The 16579-nt window shown below is 60.0% G+C and carries 16 protein-coding genes and 1 pseudogene; 13 read left to right on the top strand and 4 right to left on the bottom strand.

The annotated features are described in order from the left end of the window. Positions 1-68: 68 nt before the first annotated feature. The 4 genes and pseudogenes from BUB44_RS04250 to BUB44_RS15065 all read left to right on the top strand — a co-directional run. Positions 69-824, top strand: coding sequence for an ABC transporter ATP-binding protein (locus tag BUB44_RS04250; RefSeq protein ID WP_073163453.1), 756 nt, complete (start codon positions 69-71; stop codon positions 822-824). Continuing rightward, positions 821-2038 (top strand): ABC transporter permease, encoded by a 1218-nt coding sequence (locus tag BUB44_RS04245; protein WP_114362073.1) that lies wholly within the window; start codon positions 821-823, stop codon positions 2036-2038. The genes BUB44_RS04250 and BUB44_RS04245 overlap by 4 nt, the downstream gene beginning before the upstream one ends. Before the next feature lie 307 nt (positions 2039-2345). Beyond that, on the top strand, positions 2346-3479 hold the full coding sequence (locus tag BUB44_RS04240) for a TolC family protein (RefSeq protein WP_073163451.1): 1134 nt from the start codon (positions 2346-2348) through the stop codon (positions 3477-3479). 102 nt (positions 3480-3581) lie between these two features. Further along, positions 3582-3668, top strand: a pseudogene (locus tag BUB44_RS15065) (hypothetical protein); the annotation flags it as partial. 4 nt (positions 3669-3672) lie between these two features. Here the strand turns inward: BUB44_RS15065 and BUB44_RS04230 are convergent. Continuing rightward, entirely contained in the window at positions 3673-4887 is a 1215-nt protein-coding gene (locus BUB44_RS04230) for an amidohydrolase family protein (RefSeq protein ID WP_073163450.1), read from the bottom strand. A 63-nt stretch (positions 4888-4950) separates the two neighbouring features. Next, a complete protein-coding gene (locus BUB44_RS04225) occupies positions 4951-6234 on the bottom strand; it encodes an MFS transporter (RefSeq protein ID WP_073163448.1) in 1284 nt (427 codons plus the stop codon). Positions 6235-6588: 354 nt separating this feature from the next. On the opposite strand from BUB44_RS04225, the gene BUB44_RS04220 reads away from it, so the two are divergent. From BUB44_RS04220 to BUB44_RS04175, 9 genes are all read left to right on the top strand, one after another. After that, positions 6589-7476 carry a Rossmann-like and DUF2520 domain-containing protein gene (locus BUB44_RS04220; RefSeq protein WP_073163446.1) on the top strand — a complete coding sequence of 296 codons (888 nt, stop codon included), beginning with the start codon at positions 6589-6591 and terminating at the stop codon, positions 7474-7476. A gap of 21 nt (positions 7477-7497) precedes the next feature. Beyond that, positions 7498-8334, top strand: a complete 837-nt coding sequence (gene panB, locus BUB44_RS04215; RefSeq protein ID WP_073163444.1) for a 3-methyl-2-oxobutanoate hydroxymethyltransferase — start codon at positions 7498-7500, stop codon at positions 8332-8334. A gap of 17 nt (positions 8335-8351) precedes the next feature. Then, positions 8352-9212 (top strand): pantoate--beta-alanine ligase, encoded by an 861-nt coding sequence (gene panC / locus BUB44_RS04210; protein WP_073163443.1) that lies wholly within the window; start codon positions 8352-8354, stop codon positions 9210-9212. 86 nt (positions 9213-9298) lie between these two features. Continuing rightward, positions 9299-9682, top strand: a complete 384-nt coding sequence (gene panD, locus BUB44_RS04205) for an aspartate 1-decarboxylase (protein ID WP_027355822.1) — start codon at positions 9299-9301, stop codon at positions 9680-9682. A 232-nt stretch (positions 9683-9914) separates the two neighbouring features. Continuing rightward, the gene (nadA, locus tag BUB44_RS04195; protein ID WP_073163439.1) at positions 9915-10841 is read left to right on the top strand and encodes a quinolinate synthase NadA; all 927 of its coding nucleotides are present in this window, start codon (positions 9915-9917) and stop codon (positions 10839-10841) included. 21 nt (positions 10842-10862) lie between these two features. After that, positions 10863-12443, top strand: a complete 1581-nt coding sequence (gene nadB, locus BUB44_RS04190; RefSeq protein WP_073163436.1) for an L-aspartate oxidase — start codon at positions 10863-10865, stop codon at positions 12441-12443. A 54-nt stretch (positions 12444-12497) separates the two neighbouring features. Continuing rightward, positions 12498-13343 carry a carboxylating nicotinate-nucleotide diphosphorylase gene (gene nadC, locus BUB44_RS04185; protein WP_027355818.1) on the top strand — a complete coding sequence of 282 codons (846 nt, stop codon included), beginning with the start codon at positions 12498-12500 and terminating at the stop codon, positions 13341-13343. A 146-nt stretch (positions 13344-13489) separates the two neighbouring features. Continuing rightward, positions 13490-14134, top strand: a complete 645-nt coding sequence (locus BUB44_RS04180; protein WP_242655837.1) for a FadR/GntR family transcriptional regulator — start codon at positions 13490-13492, stop codon at positions 14132-14134. Between the two features lie 215 nt (positions 14135-14349). Then, positions 14350-15732, top strand: coding sequence for an S-layer homology domain-containing protein (locus tag BUB44_RS04175; protein ID WP_073163434.1), 1383 nt, complete (start codon positions 14350-14352; stop codon positions 15730-15732). A gap of 78 nt (positions 15733-15810) precedes the next feature. Here the strand turns inward: BUB44_RS04175 and BUB44_RS04170 are convergent, their stop codons facing one another. Both BUB44_RS04170 and BUB44_RS04165 read right to left on the bottom strand, forming a co-directional pair. After that, the gene (locus BUB44_RS04170; protein WP_073163432.1) at positions 15811-16257 is read right to left on the bottom strand and encodes a PIN domain-containing protein; all 447 of its coding nucleotides are present in this window, start codon (positions 16255-16257) and stop codon (positions 15811-15813) included. Next, positions 16247-16486 (bottom strand): DUF6364 family protein, encoded by a 240-nt coding sequence (locus tag BUB44_RS04165; RefSeq protein WP_073163431.1) that lies wholly within the window; start codon positions 16484-16486, stop codon positions 16247-16249. Before BUB44_RS04165 ends, BUB44_RS04170 begins: the two co-directional genes overlap by 11 nt. Positions 16487-16579: the final 93 nt, after the last annotated feature.

Below are 16579 nucleotides of genomic sequence, written 5' to 3'. Positions count from 1 at the left end.
CGCGACGCGACACAGCAGGTGAATTCCACGAAATGTTACAAAAAAGCAGTTTCGGATGGTGATGCGATGTGGCCGGGAAGCCGGCAATCGTGCTGGAGAACATCACAAAAATATACCACATGGGGGAAACCCGGGTTATCGCCTTGAAGGGAATAAACTTGACCGTTCAGGAAGGTGAAATGGTTGCCATTATGGGTCCTTCCGGTTCGGGCAAGAGCACCCTCCTCAACATTCTGGGCTGCCTGGACAGGCCTACCGGGGGAACCTATTACCTGGGCGGCGAGGATGTTTCCCGGCTGAATAAAAACCAGCTGGCCCTTGTCCGCAACAAAAAAATAGGCTTTGTTTTCCAGAGCTTCAACCTGCTGGGTCGGTTTCCGGTGCTGGCCAATGTCCAGCTGCCGCTGGTCTATGCCGGGGTGGGAAAGAAGGAGATGGAGGAAAGGGCAAAGGAGGCCCTGGACTGGGTCGGGATGTCCCGGTATGTGCACCACTATCCCGGCCAGCTGTCGGGGGGGCAGCAGCAGAGGGTGGCCATCGCCCGGGCCCTGGTAAACGACCCGTCCATAATCCTGGCCGACGAACCCACGGGTGCCCTGGATTCAAGGACAAGCATAGAGATTATTTCGGTAATCCAGAGGTTGAATATGGAAAAAGGCATCACTGTGGTGATGGTCACCCATGAAAAGGACATCGCCCTGTACTGCCGCCGCCTGGTCAACATGAGGGACGGCTGTATCCTCAGCGATGCGCCGGTGGAGAATCCGGGGAATGCCAGCGATGATCTGGCAGCCATTCCCGAAGAAATGGGGGTGCCAGCTTGAACTTCCTGCACAACCTGGAAGTGGCCTTAAACGGTTTGCGGGCCAATAAAATGAGATCTTTCCTGACCATGCTCGGCATCATCATCGGTGTGGCCGCGGTCATCATCATGATCTCCCTGGGGCAGGGCGCCAGCAAGAGAATTACCAGCCAGATTGCCAGCATGGGTTCAAACTTGCTTTTAGTCTTTCCCGGGGCCGGGCAGGGCCCCGTGCGCGGCGCTTCGGGGAACGTCAACTCCCTCACCCTGGAGGATGCGGAGGCCATAGCCGGGCTCAGCATGGTGGCCCATGTGGCGCCGGAACTGCCTGCCAGCGGCACCCTGAGTTACGGCAGCCAGACCTGGACCGCCCGGGTTGTCGGCACCACGCCGGAAATGCAGGTAATTAAGGACTGGCCTGTGAGCGCGGGGTCGTTTTTCAGCGGGGACGACGTGAGAAGTGCCGCCATGGTGGCAGTTCTGGGCAAAACGGTGGTGGACAACCTTTTCCTGCCGGGTACCAACCCGGTGGGTTCGACAATCAGGATCAATAAATTGCCCTTTACAGTGGTTGGGGTTCTTTCCGCCAAGGGGGCTTCCATGGGGGGGCAGGATCAGGACGATGTGGTGTATATACCGGTGAGTGCGGCACAGAAAAGGTTGCTGGGGGTCAATCATGTCGGCCTGATCAATGTACAGGCCGAAACGCCGGAAAGCATGGCCTTCGTCCAGAGCAGCATTGAAAGCCTGCTGCGGGAGAGACACCGCCTGACCGGTTCCAGCTCCGATGATTTTAGCGTGCGCAACCTGACTTCCGTTCTGGAAGCCGCGGAGAACACCACGGCCATCATGACCCTGCTCCTGGCCAGTGTGGCGGCGGTATCCCTTCTGGTGGGAGGTATAGGAACCATGAATATCATGCTGGTCTCCGTTACGGAGAGGACAAGGGAGATCGGCCTGCGCATGGCCGTGGGAGCAACCGAAAGCAATATCCGCAACCAGTTCCTGGTGGAGGCTCTGGTTCTCTGCCTGATCGGGGGGGTTATGGGAATTTTTGTGGGAATTGCCGGCTCCAGGGTAATCTCCAAAGCTTTCGGGTGGCCGGCATATGTCACGCTGTCTTCCATATTGTTATCCGCGGGTTTCTCGGCGGCGGTGGGCATATTCTTCGGGTATTACCCCGCCAGGAGGGCGGCGGGCCTGGACCCCATTGAAGCGCTCCGCTTCGAGAGGTAGGAAGCCTGAAGTATCCCCAGTTTTTGAGCCCTGCTCTGGCTCGTATTGAACGACTTGAGCCGAGACCAGTCTGGCTCCCACACTCACTGTAAATTGTGTTCTTTGGATAGTAAGAAGCGGTTAAAAATGGCTTCTGCCCTCCGTTTGCTCTGGTACTCATTGGTTCCGGGTGCCTGTACGGGAAACTGAAAAGCAGGCGGCTGGCAGTGGCACCACCGGGAACTCCGGTTGCGGTGAGTGATGGGCGGCCGCTTTCACCACCTGTTGGTGGCGCTTGATGGATATCCGGTCGAGGGGAGAACTAGTGATGAAAAAACTGGTACTTTCAGTTCTTATGGCAGCCCTGGCCTTTTTCAACGTGCTGCAGCCTGCCATGGCCGGGGAGCCCGCCCGGCCCGAGCTTTCATTGAGCAAGGCCATAGAGATGGCTGTAAAGCAAAATAAGGCCCTGAAAATAGATGAACTGGAAATTGAACGTACGGAGGCGCTGCGTGAGGAAGCGGCGGACCGGCTAAGCTTCACCCCCACCGGGGACAGCGGTTATGACCCGGAGGTGGAAGCGGCGTGGTATTCTCTCTTGCAGGCGGATCTGACCTGGCGCATGTCCAAGAAAAGCTATGACGCCCGGCTCGACGGCATCACCCTGGCTGTATGCCAGCTGTACTGGAATGTATTGAAGGCTCAGGAAAATGTAAAGGTAAAGGAACTGGCCCTGGAATTGGCCCGCCTGGAGTTGCAGAAGTCCCAATCGGCGTACCGCCTGGGTTTAACCGGCAGGCTGCAGAGCAGCGGTTCGGCGGCCTCCGTAAAAGGGCTGGAACAGGCCGTTGCAGATGTGGCGGAAGCGGAAAGCGCACTGGCGGCGGCGCAAAATGAGCTGGATAAGGCCTATTTAAAGCTGAACCAGATGCTGGGACTGCATCCCGGCGACCGGCCGGTCCTAGTCGATAAACTGGAGTTTTCCCCGCTTCAGGTGGCAGACCTGGACACCGAGGTGAACCGGGTGCTGGAAAATAGCCCGTCCGTGTGGCTTGCCGAACAAAAAGTCACCCAGAAGAAATATAGCACCGACCTGATGTTTGCCAGCGGGCAGTATACCCCCTATGACGTACGACAGGCGGAACTGGCGCAGGCCGAACTGGATGCCCGGAACGCCAGGGATGCCCTGGAAATGCAGGTGCGCGAACTGTACCACACCTTGAAAAGCCTGGAGGAATCGTACAAATCCGCGGAACAGGCGGCAGCTACGACCCAAGAGGAGCTGAAAGAAAAACAGGTCATGTTCCGGCTGGGCATGGCGACCAGGGTGGACGTACTGGCGGCGGAAGTAAGCCTGGCCAGCGCAAATTACGCGCTAACGGATCTGGCCGCCCAGTATGCCTACAATAAGATGGTGTTCCAGAAACCCTGGGCGCCTGCGTACAGCGGCACCGGCGGATAAGACGGTATGTGTGCTGCTGCCGCTGTACCTGGGCTGTACCATTACCATTCTGGCTAATTTCAGGCCCAGGGAAATCCTGCAGGTGCTGGGCCCGGCGTCGAGGTCAGGGTGGTGGACGAAAATGACCGGGAGCTGCCTGCGGGCGAGGTGGGAGAACTGGTGGTCAGGGGGCCCAATGTGATGAACTAAATTTTCACTGTGCGGGCCGGAAGACATATTTTACCCTGGCCAGGGCGCCGATGTCCTTCCAGGGGTTGCCTTCCACAGCCACCAGGAAGGCAGGGCGCCCTGGTTCAATGCGGCCCAGCAGGTGTTCCAGGCCCAGGATGGCCGCACCGTTGCGGGTGGCGGCCAGGAGGATGTTCGCCGGGGAAAGGCCGGCCTCCCGGTAGAGCAGCAGTTCCTCCAGGAAGCCCCGTCCGTGGCATACGCCGGTGGCCCCGGCATCGGTGCCCACCCCCAGGGTAACTCCCATTTCCAGGGCTTTTCTGACCATTTTCAGGTGGCGGCGCCAGGTACGGTTGATGATCTCCGCTTCCCGGGCGGTATATTGTGCCCGCCATTGTCCCCTCACCTGCCCGGCCACCGGGATGACCGTGGGCACCCAGGCAATGCCCCGGGCGGCCATGCGGTGGAGGGATTCTTCGCTGAGGAAATAGCCGTGCTCTATGGAATCCACCCCGGCTTCCACGGCCAGACGGACGGCTTCCTCCCCGCTGGCGTGGGCCATAACCCTCAGCCCCCGCCCGCGGGCACGGTGGACTATCCGCTGCAGTTCCTCACGGGTGAACTGGGGGCCGCCCACCCGCCCGTATTCGGAAAAGCTTACTATCCCCGATACCAGCACCTTGAGGTGATCCACTCCCTGCCGGGCCAGGGAATCCACCGCCGTTTCCAGTTCTGCCGGGGTTAAACCCGGCCCCAGGAAGGAGCCGTATTTCCCCTGCCGGTGCAGGGCCTGCCCGCAGGCCAGTACCAGGGGCCCGGCCAGCCTGCCGCTCATAACCAGTTGTTTCGCCTCCAGTCCGATACCCGCCCGGTCCCCCCCGTCCCGCACGGCGACAATGCCCCGTTCCAGGGTCTCCTGCAGGTCCGCTTTAACCCGCTCCTGCCATTCCGGCCGGTTGTTCCATTGCTGCCGCGCCCGCGAAAAATCCCTGCCGTCCAGGGCCAGGTGAACGTGGCAGTCGATTAAACCGGGGATAACCGTGCAGCCGGGCAGCTCCAGGAGGTCCGGTGAACCGGGTGCGGGGACTTTATCCCGGCAGCCGTTGTCCCCTTCGGCCACGGCCGCTACCCTGCCTTCCCGCAAAAAAACAAGCCCTTCCCGGGGCGGTTCCGGCGTCCCGCGCCAGACCAGAGCTTTGAGGACCAGGTTTTCGCCAGTTTTCAGATCGATTACGGACATGGGGGCCTCCCGTTTTTCAATTCTCTTATTGTGGATAGATGTTGCATGCGGGTACCGGCGGCGTCAGCGGGAGACCCGCCGCGATGGCGGCCGTTCCCCCATGGCCCGGCTTGCCGGCAGGAAGGAGAGATAGAACATCAGCGCCGCTCCCACCAGTACCCCGGCTCCCAGGCTGGAAAAGGCCAGGACCCAGCCTGCTGGGCCCGGGTAGAGGTCGAGGAGCAGCCCGAAAACAGCGGGTGATACGGTGGCAAAAAGGTAGCCCACCAGGGTCTGCCAGGCCATGATGCTCCCCAGCTTTTCCCGGGGGGCGATTTCCGCCAGCCCGGCAGAAAATATGGGTGAGTCGGCGGTAACGGTCAGGCTGTAGACCAGGCCCACCAGCAGCAGGAGCCATAATGGTGCCGCCAGCAGCCAGCCGAAGGTGAGGGAGCAGGCGGCACTGGTGAGCATGATGGCCAGGGCGGTGCGGGTACGCCCCAGGCGGTCCGACAGCCACCCCGCCAGCAGGGTGGAGGGTGCCCCCAGCATTACCGAAAAGGCGGTGAGGGTGGCCGCCAGCGAGGTGGCCCGGGCGTAGTGTTCCTGGAATACAGCGGTCAGAAAGGGGGCCAGCCAGGAGCGCAGGCCGTACATCTCCCACATGTGTCCGGTATAGCCCAGGATGACCAGGGCCAGGGCCAGGTTGCGCTGCGTTTTTCCGGCCTGTGGTACCTCCCGTGCCGGGCCGGCTTTTCCGGGTTCCGGGGTTTTATTCTGCCTTCTGCAGGGTAAAAAGGCACCTGCCGGCTGGCGCCACAGCCACAGGGAAAGGAAGACGGCTGCGAAACTGATCCCGGCCAGGACCAGGTAGGCCTCCTGCCAGGGCAGAAAAGCGGTGAAAGCGCCGGTGAGGGCAAAGGAAAGGGAAGTGCCCGCCAGGTAGGAGGAAACGTAAAAGCCCACCGCCCGGCCGCGGGAGGCGGGAGCCTGGGAAATGATTTTAACCCCGGGCATATAGATGCCGCCCAGGCCGGCTCCGGTCAGGGCCCGCAGCAGGGTTCCCGACAGGGCATCCCGGGCCAGCAGGGGAAAGAGGAAATGGGTGACGGCTGATAAAACTGCTCCCCCGACAAAGACATGGCGGGCGTCGATGCGGTCCGTCAGGGGCAGGGCCACCAGGGCGGCCGCCACGTACCCGGCCTGAAAGGCTGCTACCATCACCCCGGACTCGGCATGGCTGATCCCCCACTGCCTTTCCACCAGGGGGAGGACGGCCGGCAGGCAGTAGGACGGCACCAGCACCAGCAATTGAATTAAAGCCAGCAGCCCTATGGGGATATATGTTTGCTCTCTGCGGTTGTCCATTTTGTCCGCTGCCACCTGTTCGATACTGCTGAATCATTAATTCTTTTTCACTCCGGGAACACCTTTTTCCTGTCAATAGTATGACAATTTTCAAAAAACTGTTGTGCATTACCGGAGGGTATGATAAAATTTACCCGAGGATGGTATCCCCGCGGGAGCCATACCCAACCATACTTATTAGAACCTTAAAACCGGATAAGCTTATTACCGCTTGGAGCCGGGAAGGACCGAGACGGGGGTGGGAGAAGAAGATTGCTGCCTTTCGGGGAACCCGGAAGGCATTTTTGTTGTTTCAGGCGAGTTCTATGCTGATTGGCGTGGGCCGGGAATTTCAGGTAACGGGAGGCGAGTTTGATGAACAAACCTTCGGTGGCCGTGGTGGGCTGCGGTAAAGTGGGCAGCGCCCTGGCCCTGCTATTGAAGGAGCGGGGTTACCCCGTGGTGGCCGTGGCCAGCAGGAGCCCGGAATCGTCCCGGAAACTGGCCCGTTCCCTGGGCTGCAGTGCTTATGACCGGCCCTGGGAGGCAACTTTAAAAGCCGATCTGGTTTTTATCACCACGCCCGACCGGGAGATTACCCCGGTAGCGGAGCTTATTGCCCGGGAGGGAGGTTTCCGCCCCGGCCAGGTGGTGGCCCACACCAGCGGCGCCCACGCCTCCAGCGAACTGCGGGGTGTCCGGGAAGCGGGAGCCCTGGCCGTGTCCATTCACCCGCTGCAATCCTTTGCCGATGTGGCGGGGGCCATGGAAAACCTCCCCGGATCTTACTTCGCCCTGGAGGGGGACGAAGCGGCCATTCCCCTGGCCCGGCAGGTGGTTGATGACCTGAAGGGACATGCCTTTATCATCAGGGCCGAAGACAAGCCCCTTTACCACGCGGCGGCCTGCATTGCTTCCAACTACCTGGTGTCTTTGATGCACCTGGCAACCAGCCTTTACGGGCGTTTTGGCCTCTCCCGGGAGGAGGCCTTTGAAGCGTTGTATCCCCTGGTGCGGGGTACAATAAACAATATCCGGCGGGTGGGACCGGTGAACGCCCTCACGGGCCCCGTATCCCGGGGCGATGTGCCCACCGTCAGCGGGCACCTGCCGGCCCTGGAGCGGGTGGGAAGCCTGGAGTCTCACCTTTACCGCCTGCTGGGGCTGTATACTGTCCGGGTGGCCCGGGAAAAGGGCTCCATTGATAGGGGGCAGGCCCGGCAACTGGAAGAAGTTTTCAATTCCGCCGGCAATAAAGAATAAACATAACCGGGAGGTATCCTTATGAGCAATCAACGAGTTACCACCGCCTATTTCCGGGAGGCTAAAAAAACCGGCCGGAAAATAACCATGCTTACGGCCTACGATTACCCCATGGCCAGGATGGTGGACGAGGCGGGAATTGACGCCATTTTAGTGGGAGATTCCCTGGGCAATGCCGTCCTGGGCTATGATTCCACCATTCCCGTAACCATGGACGACATGGTTCACCACATCAAGGCCGTCACCCGCGGGGTCAAGCGGGCCATGGTCGTGGGCGACCTGCCCTTCCTGTCCTACCATATTTCCCGGGAGGAGGCCCTGCGCAATGCCGGCCGCATCCTGCAGGAAGGCGGTGCCCAGGCGGTCAAACTGGAGGGCGGCCAGGAGGTGGCCGAAACCATCCGGGCCATGGTGTCCTGCGGCATTCCGGTAATGGGCCACCTGGGGCTGACACCCCAGTCCATCCACCAGATGGGCGGTTACAGGGTCCAGGGCAAGGACGAGGCCCAGGCGAAAAAGCTGCTTGAAGACGCCCGGGCCATCCAGGAGGCGGGGGTTTTCGCCATCGTCCTGGAGTGTGTACCCGTGCCCCTGGCCAAGCTGCTTACCGAAACCCTGGAGGTGTGCACCATCGGCATAGGCGCGGGGCCATACTGCAACGGGCAGGTTCTGGTCACCCACGACCTGCTGGGGATGTTTATGGGGAAATCGCCCAGGTTTGCCAAGCGCTATGCCAACCTCCACGAGGAGATTGCCCGGGCCCTGCAGGCCTACCGGGAGGAAGTGCAGAGCGGCGCTTTCCCCGGCCCGGAGCACGGTTTTGATATGCCCGGGGAAGTGCTGAGCAAATTGTATTGAGCCGGAGGGGGAGTATCTTGCTCGTCTGCCGCACGATAAAAGAAATCCGGGATTTTGTGCACCAGGCCCGTTCCCGGGGCTTGAGCGTGGGCTTTGTTCCCACCATGGGCTATTTCCACGAGGGTCACCTCACCCTCATGCGCCGGGCAAAGGAGGCCTGTGATGTGGTGGTGGTCAGCATTTTTGTCAACCCGTTGCAGTTCGGCCCGCGGGAGGATTACGACCGCTATCCCCGGGATCTGGACCGGGATGTTTCCCTGGCGCGGGAAGTGGGCGTGGATGCCATCTTTCATCCCTCCGTGGAAGAGATGTACCCGCCCGGCTTTGCCACCCACGTCGATGTGGAGGGCCTCACCGGGTGCCTCTGCGGCCTTTCCCGGCCCGGCCATTTCCGGGGGGTGGCCACGGTGGTGACCAAGCTCTTCAACATCGTGCGCCCCGACAGGGCCTTTTTCGGCCAGAAGGATGCCCAGCAGGCCCTGGTAATCCGGCGCATGGTTGAGGACCTGAACATGGATCTGGAAATTGTGACGGTACCCACGGTGCGGGAGGATGACGGCCTGGCCATGAGTTCCCGCAACGTTTACCTGAGCCCGGAAGAAAGGCGGGCCGCTACCGTGCTTCCCCGGAGCCTGGAGGCCGCCCGCCGGGCCTACGAAGCGGGGGAACGGGATGCGGACCGGCTGGTGGAGCTGGTGCGCAGCATGATTGCTGCCGAACCCCGGGCGGAAATCGATTACGTGGACCTCCGCTCGGTTCCCGATCTGCAGCCGGTATCCCGCCTGGAAGGGCCGGCCCTCCTGGCCCTGGCCGTACGTTTCGGTTGTACCCGGTTGATTGATAACGTCGTGCTCGGCAGCCCGGACGGGGTGCTGTAGGCCGGTGTTTTCATCCGGTCCGGCACCCCGGGTCGGGGAGCCGGGCCGGAGGACAAACACCTCAAGGGAAAGGGGGTTATGCGGGCATGTTCATTACTCTTTTTAAATCCAAAATTCACCGGGCCACGGTAACCGGAGCCAACCTGAACTACATGGGCAGCATCACCATTGACCGGGCTCTGCTGGATGCGGCAGGCATTTTACCCCATGAAAAGGTGCAGGTGGTAAACAACAACAACGGGGCCCGGTTTGAAACCTACGTGATCGCCGGTCCCCCGCATTCCGGCGTCATCTGCCTCAACGGTGCCGCCGCCCGGCTGGTGCAGCCCGGAGATACGGTTATCATCATAGCCTATGCCCTGATGACCCCGGAGGAAGCGGCCGGTTTCTCGCCCACGGTGGTCATGGTGGACGGGCAGAACCGGGTGGTGGAGGTCCGGCGGGAGGAAGCGCCGGGGGAAGAGGGCTAAAAGCTGTGCTCCCGGCGCCGGTAAAACCCGGCCTGCAATGCCTCGAGATGCGGTTTGGGGCCGGATCCCCTGCTGTAACCCGGATCTTGACAATCTTCTGCCCCTGTGGTTAGAATTATCTCATGATTGTTGACATTTTTGGTGGCTTTTTGCGGTTTTTTTCCGCGGGCGCTGGGGTAGAAGGTGGTTTTTTCTTTTCTGCTGGTTCTATGGTGTAAGGAGTGAAACATGCATGTCCGGTAATGAGGAAAAGGTTCGTTATTTATCTGAAGAAATTAAACGGTTAAAAAAGGAGCGGCGGGCGGTAATTTTAAGCCACGTCTATCAGCGCCCGGAGGTCCAGGAGATTGCCGATTTTGTGGGGGATTCTCTGGGGCTGGCCCAGCAGGCCGCCAAAACCGACGCGGAAGTCATTGTTTTCTGCGGTGTCCACTTTATGGCCGAGAGCGCGGCCATTTTGTCTCCCGATAAAATTGTGCTCCTGCCCGAAATCAAAGCGGGCTGCCCCATGGCCGACATGGTCACCGTGGAAGCCCTGCGGGAGAGAAAAAAAGAAATCCCGGGGGTAATCGTGGTCTGCTACGTGAATACTTCGGCCGCCGTCAAGGCCGAAAGTGATGTCTGCTGCACCAGTGCCAACGCGGTGAAGGTCGTTTCCTCCCTGCCTGAAGACCGGCCCGTACTGTTCATCCCCGATAAGAACCTGGGGCAATACGTGGCCAGGCAGACGGGAAGGAAAATCCACCTCTGGGAAGGTTACTGCAACACCCACGACAGGTTGTTTGCGGAAGATGTGCTGGCTGCCAGGGAAGCCCATCCCGAAGCCCTGGTGCTGGTGCACCCGGAATGTCACCCGGAAGTAATTAACCTGGCCGATGCCGTGGCCAGCACCACGGGGATGATCCGCTTTGCCCGGGAGAGCAGTGCCAGGGAGTTCATCATCGGCACGGAAACGGGTATCCTGCACCAGTTCCGCAAGCAATGCCCGGACAAGGAGTTTTACCTGGCTTCCGATAAGTTAATCTGTCCGAACATGAAAGCCACCACCCTGGAAAAGGTGCACCGGGCACTGGTTACCCTGGAACCGCGGGTGACGGTGCCGCCGGAGATCCGGGAAAAGGCCCTGCGCTCCCTGGAGAGGATGCTGGCGGTGACCTGATTCCAGAGGAGGGATTGAGGATTGATAGGAAGATACCTGGTTAACTTCGATACCCGGCAGCTGCCCCAGGAAAACTGGGACTATGTAATCCTGGGCAGTGGCATAGCCGGGTTGTATACTGCGTACGCGGCCAGCCGTTTCGACCGGCAGGTAGTGGTGCTGACCAAGTACACCATGGAAGATAGCAACACCGATAAGGCCCAGGGAGGTATTGCCGCCGCCCTGGGTCATTCCGATTCTCCCGCCCTGCACCTGAAGGATACCCTGGCCGCCGGGGCGGGCCTCTGCGATCCTGAAGCGGTGAATGTGCTGGTCAACGAGGGGCCGGGCAGGGTGCGGGAATTAATCGCTATGGGGGCACGGTTCGACCGGGAAAACGGGCAACTGGCCCTGACCCGGGAAGGGGCCCACAGCCGGCGGCGCATTCTCCATGCCGCCGGGGATGCCACGGGGGCGGAGATCCAGCGGGTCCTTTCCGGGCAGGCGCGCCTGTCGCCCAACATTGAAGTGCGGGAAAACCATTTCGCGGTGGACCTCCTGGTGCAGGACAACACCTGTTACGGCGTGCTGGCCCTGGACGGCTCCTCGGGGGAACTCAGGGTCTTCTGGGGGCGGGCGGTGGTCCTGGCCACCGGCGGCCTGGGCCAGCTTTTCGAGCACAATACCAACCCCGCGGTGGCCACCGGGGACGGCATTGCCATGGCCTGGCGGGCCGGTGCGGAAGTGATGGACATGGAGTTCATCCAGTTCCACCCCACTGTCCTGAGCCTGCCGGGGGCGCCGCCATTTCTCATTTCCGAAGCCGTGCGGGGTGAAGGTGCGTACCTGCGGAACCGCTATGGGGAGCGGTTTATGCCCCGTTACCACGATCTGGCGGAGCTGGCTCCCCGGGATGTGGTGGTAAGGGCCATCCTGAAAGAGATGGGCAGCACCGCTTCGGACAGGGTTTTCCTCGATCTCTCCCACCTGGATCCGGAAAAGGTCCAGCAGCGCTTTCCCACCATCAGCCGCACCTGCGCTTCTTACGGGCTGGACATCACCAGGGACCTCATTCCCGTTGCTCCGGCAGCCCATTATATGATGGGAGGAGTAAAAACCAACCTTTATGGAGAAACCAGTATCGAGGGGCTTTATGCCTGCGGCGAGGTAGCCTGCCAGGGGGTGCACGGGGCCAACCGCCTGGCCAGCAATTCCCTGCTGGACGGACTGGTTTTCGGCGGCCGTATTGTGGAGCGGGTGAACAGCCTTCCACCGCGGCGTTCCGGTCACCCGGAATTTTCCTGCCGGGAACTGGGCGACGCCCCTGAAATGGACGTGGCCCACCTGCGCCGGGAAATACAGAGCGTGATGGGGAAATATGTGGGGCCGGTTCGCACGGCCCAGGGGCTGGAGAAAGCCCTGGCGTTTTTTGAAGAGTGGGCCCACCTGGCCGAATACCGGGCCCGGAACGTGGAAGAGATGGAAGTCCGGAACATGCTCCTGGCCGGGCAGCTGATTGCCCAGGCGGCGTTGATCCGTACGGAGAGCCGGGGCGGGCATTACCGCCTTGATTATCCCCAGCCCCGGGATCTGTGGTTAAAACATATCATCCTGCGCCGCTAGAGGGTCCGGTCCGGACGGGCGCATTCCGGGAGCCTTATAAGGGGGGGGGGAAGCGTGCAGGACATTGTTTTGGAGGAACTTATCGACCGGGTGCTCAGGGAGGACATAGGCACGGGAGATGTGACCACCAACAGCATCGTACCGCCGGGTTACACCACCATCGGGTTCATCCATGCCAAGGAGGCGGGGGTGGTGGCCGGCCTGCCGGTGGCGGGAGCCGTTTTCCGCCGGCTTTCCCCGCATATCTCCTTCCAGATCCGGGTGCGGGAGGGGGAAAGGGTTCAGGCCGGGCAGCTCCTGGCCCGGGTGGAAGGGGAGGCCCGGGCTATTTTGAGCGGTGAGCGGGTAGCCTTAAACCTCCTGCAGCGCATGTCGGGCATTGCCACTTATACCGCCAGGCTGGTGGACCTCATCCGGAACTTCAAGGCCAGGATAGTGGACACCCGTAAGACCACCCCCGGCCTGCGGGTTCTGGAAAAGTACGCCGTGCGGGTGGGAGGGGCCCTCAACCACCGCTTCGGTCTGTACGATGCCGTCCTGATCAAGGACAACCACATCAAGGTGGCCGGGGGCATTACCCGGGCGGTGGAGCTGGCCAGGGCCGGCATACCCCACACCATGAAGGTGGAAGTGGAAGTTGAGGACCTGGCCGGGGTGGAGGAGGCCCTTGCCGCCGGGGCCGACATCATCATGCTGGACAACATGGACATTCCCACCATGGCCCGGGCGGTGGAGCTCGTGGCCGGCCGCGCCTGTCTGGAGGCTTCGGGGAAAATCAACGAGCAGAATATTGTGGAGGTGGCCCGTACGGGGGTGGACTTCATCTCCGTAGGTGCCCTCACCCATTCCGCCCGCTTCCTGGACATCAGCCTGGATGTAGGAGAAATGAAGCCCCTGTAGAATTATTTAATAAAGAAAAGCGTATCCCGCGGGCGGCCGGTGATAGGGAGGCTGCTGGAAGACTGGAAACAGGAGGGTGGGAGGCCATTTACGAATCATTAAAACCCATCAAGCCCAGGAAAATATATGAGGAAATCATTGATCAGGTGAAGCAGCTCATTGCCGAGGGTGTGCTGAATCCCGGGGACAAGCTGATTTCGGAAAAAGAACTGGCGGAAAAGCTCCAGGTGGGCCGTTCGGCAGTAAGGGAGGCCTTCCGCGCCCTGGAAGCCATGGGGATCCTGGAGATAAGGCCCGGTGAGGGTACCTTTGTGCGGCGGGTGGAACCCCAGGAGTTAATCAACGTTCTCTCGCTGGTCCTGATCATGAACCGGGATACCACGGAAGAGCTGATGGAACTGCGCAAAATCCTGGAGGTGGAGTCGGCCGGCCTGGCTGCCTTGAGGCATACCCCGGAGGAACTGGCCCAGATGGAGGAGGCCCTGGCCCAGATGGAGGCCGATATAAAAGCGGGGGAACTGGGGGAGAAGGCTGACTGGAAATTTCACTATGCCATAGCGGAGGCTACCCACAATTCCCTGCTGGTGGAGCTGATGAACACCATTGCCGGTACCATGCAGAGAGTGCTGCGCGCGGCGCGCATGCAGCTCTACATGACGCCCGGCACCCCCCAGCGCCTGCTGAACGAGCATAAAGCTATTTTCCAGGCTATAAAAGAGGGCCGGGATCAGGATGCCCGCCGGGCCATGTTCGAGCACCTGGACAAGGTGGAAAAGGTTTTGCGCATTTAGCGGGGATTTACGGTGTTATTTCCCGCCGGTATTATTTTTTTCCTTTTTGCAGGAAATTCCGGTTTAAACAGAGAAAAGTAGTTTAAACCGGTTTTTTTACTTCTTACTGCTGGAATCACAATGGGGCTGGCCGGTACAAAAACGGTTAAGGGGGGTGGGGAAAGGCGCTCGGCTAAAAAGGTAAGAGCCTGTATAGAAAAACTGGAGGTGAAAGAATGCCCAGGTTACCTTTAATAATTTTGACCCTGCTGCTCCTGATCCTGGTGCCCGCTTCGCTGGTGTTTGCCCAGCCGCTGGACCGGGAAAGCCTGCTGGAAATTTTCCCGGAAACACCCGATCCCCAGGGTCCCGTCAGCCGCGGTGCTTTTGCCGCCATGCTGGTCGAGGCGGCTGGCTTACCTCTGGCTGTGGATTCCGCCCTGCCCGCGGGGGATGTTGAACCGGGGAGCTGGTATTTACCCGCTCTATCCACCCTGAAGCAGCAAGGGATTATGACGGGTTATGCCGACGGGACTTTGCGGCCCGTACAGCCTGTTACCCGGGTGGAGGCAGCCGTGATGGTGGCCCGCACCCTGGGCCTGACCGGGACGCTGTACAGGCCTGAAGTCAAAAGCCCGCTGCAGCCCGCGCATTGGGGGGCTATTCCTTATAACTGGTTGATCGACCAGGGTCTGCTTACCGGAGAACTGGATCCGGCGGAGCAGGTTACGGTGGGTGAAGCTGCCGATTTGCTGGCCCGGGTCTTCGGCAGCGATCCCCGGGCCATGGAAGTGGTGAAAAAGAGCCAGCAGGCAGCAGCACGGGCCCGCACCATGGCTATGGAAGCCACCCTTGATCTGGCTGTCAAGCCGCGGGCGGATATGGCCGCTCAGGTACCGGCTTTGAAGATGTCGGGGCAGATGGAAATGAAAATGATTCTCCCCGGCACCTGGTATATGAACGGCCGGTTCCGCTTTGAGCCTGTGAATTCCGGCAACGCCGGGGGAGAGCTGCCCGCGATGGAAATGGAGCAGTATTATGTGGACGGCCAGTTATACATGAAGGTAACCGACCCGGCAACGGGGAAGGCCGAATGGGTGAAAATGAGCATGCCCGAACTGGAGGGCATGATGCGGGAACAAATGCAAATGGGTGCCGGGGGGATACCGGAGGATCTGTTATCCGCGTTCCATTATCATGTCCTGGGTACCACCCAGAAAAATGGGGAAACGGTGTACGAGCTTGGCTACTACGGGCGGATTGACGATCTGGCCGCTTTCTTCCAGCTCTACCTGCCTGCATCCATGCGTTCACAGCTTTCCGGGCCGGAATTTGAGAAGGCGCTGGATGCAGTTGCCCGGATGGTCCGCTCCATTTCCCTCTGGGGCAAGGATTATATCGGCACCGATGACTATCTGACCCGGGGCGGGGAGGCTTTTGTCGTGGTTGCTCTGAACAACAAATTTGGCGAGGAAAGCATACCGGTGGAACTGGTGGAAATGCGGGTGCAGGTGAACAGGTGCGACTACGGCGAAGTAAAGATTGAACTGCCGGCTGAAGCAAAAGAAGCCAGAGAATTACCGGCGCCCGGGCAGGATAATATCCTTTCCGGGAACTAGGTAGTGGCCGGTCAGGATGGGCCGGGTTTCCGCTGTGGCGGTGGACCCGGCCCTTTGTTGCTGGTCACCGGCGGAGAATTATGGCCGGGCATCCGGTGCAAAAGGATTTATAACCTTTACCTCTACATAATACTGTCCGGGGTTCATATCTTCGGACCAGATGACCTTGCAGCCCAGTGCGGCAGCGCTACGAATAATCATCGCGTCCCAAAAGGATATGGCGTACCGCTGGTGGATCCTGATAGCTTCCAGCACATCGCCCACATTCGGGGTGTGCACGTGCCAGTTCGACAGATATTCAACGATTCGTGATGCCGTTTCCGGTGCAAGCGGTCGGCGGACTTTTTGTGTTACCGTAACGTAGAACTCCTGCAATACCTGCACGCTGAGACAGCCTTCCCCCGATTGCCAGAGTTCTTCGACCAGGGCTTTAGCCCGTACGTGTTTTCCCCCGGCTGACAAATCGTGGGCATAGACCAGTACGTTGGCATCCACAAATTGCCGGTTGCTGTTTTTACCGGTCATGGAGATCGCTCCTGGTCCAGGTGATGTTTCCCTTTGTTGCCAGGTCAAATTCGTCCAGCATGGCCAGATGGTATTCTTTTGCTCTGCAGTATTCGTCTTCTTTGCGCGTTAGTTCCTCGAGTAAATGGGTGAGAAGACCGGAGAGCGAGGTTCCGCGCTCAATTGCGATATGTTTTGCCCGGCGCAACACTTCCCTGGGTAGCGAAAGGGTAACATTCTGGTATTCCACATCCCTCACCTCCACGTAAATAAGTGTATCACTGTTTTACGTGACAAATCAAGGTGTATCGCACTTTCTCGCCGGGCGTGATTAGCTCCCGTC

Origin of the sequence: Desulfofundulus australicus DSM 11792 (assembly GCF_900129285.1) — a bacterium.
GTDB lineage: Bacteria > Bacillota > Desulfotomaculia > Desulfotomaculales > Desulfovirgulaceae > Desulfofundulus > Desulfofundulus australicus.
Note: the sequence above shows the minus strand (reverse complement) of the source record. Positions and strands in the feature narration are given on the sequence as shown.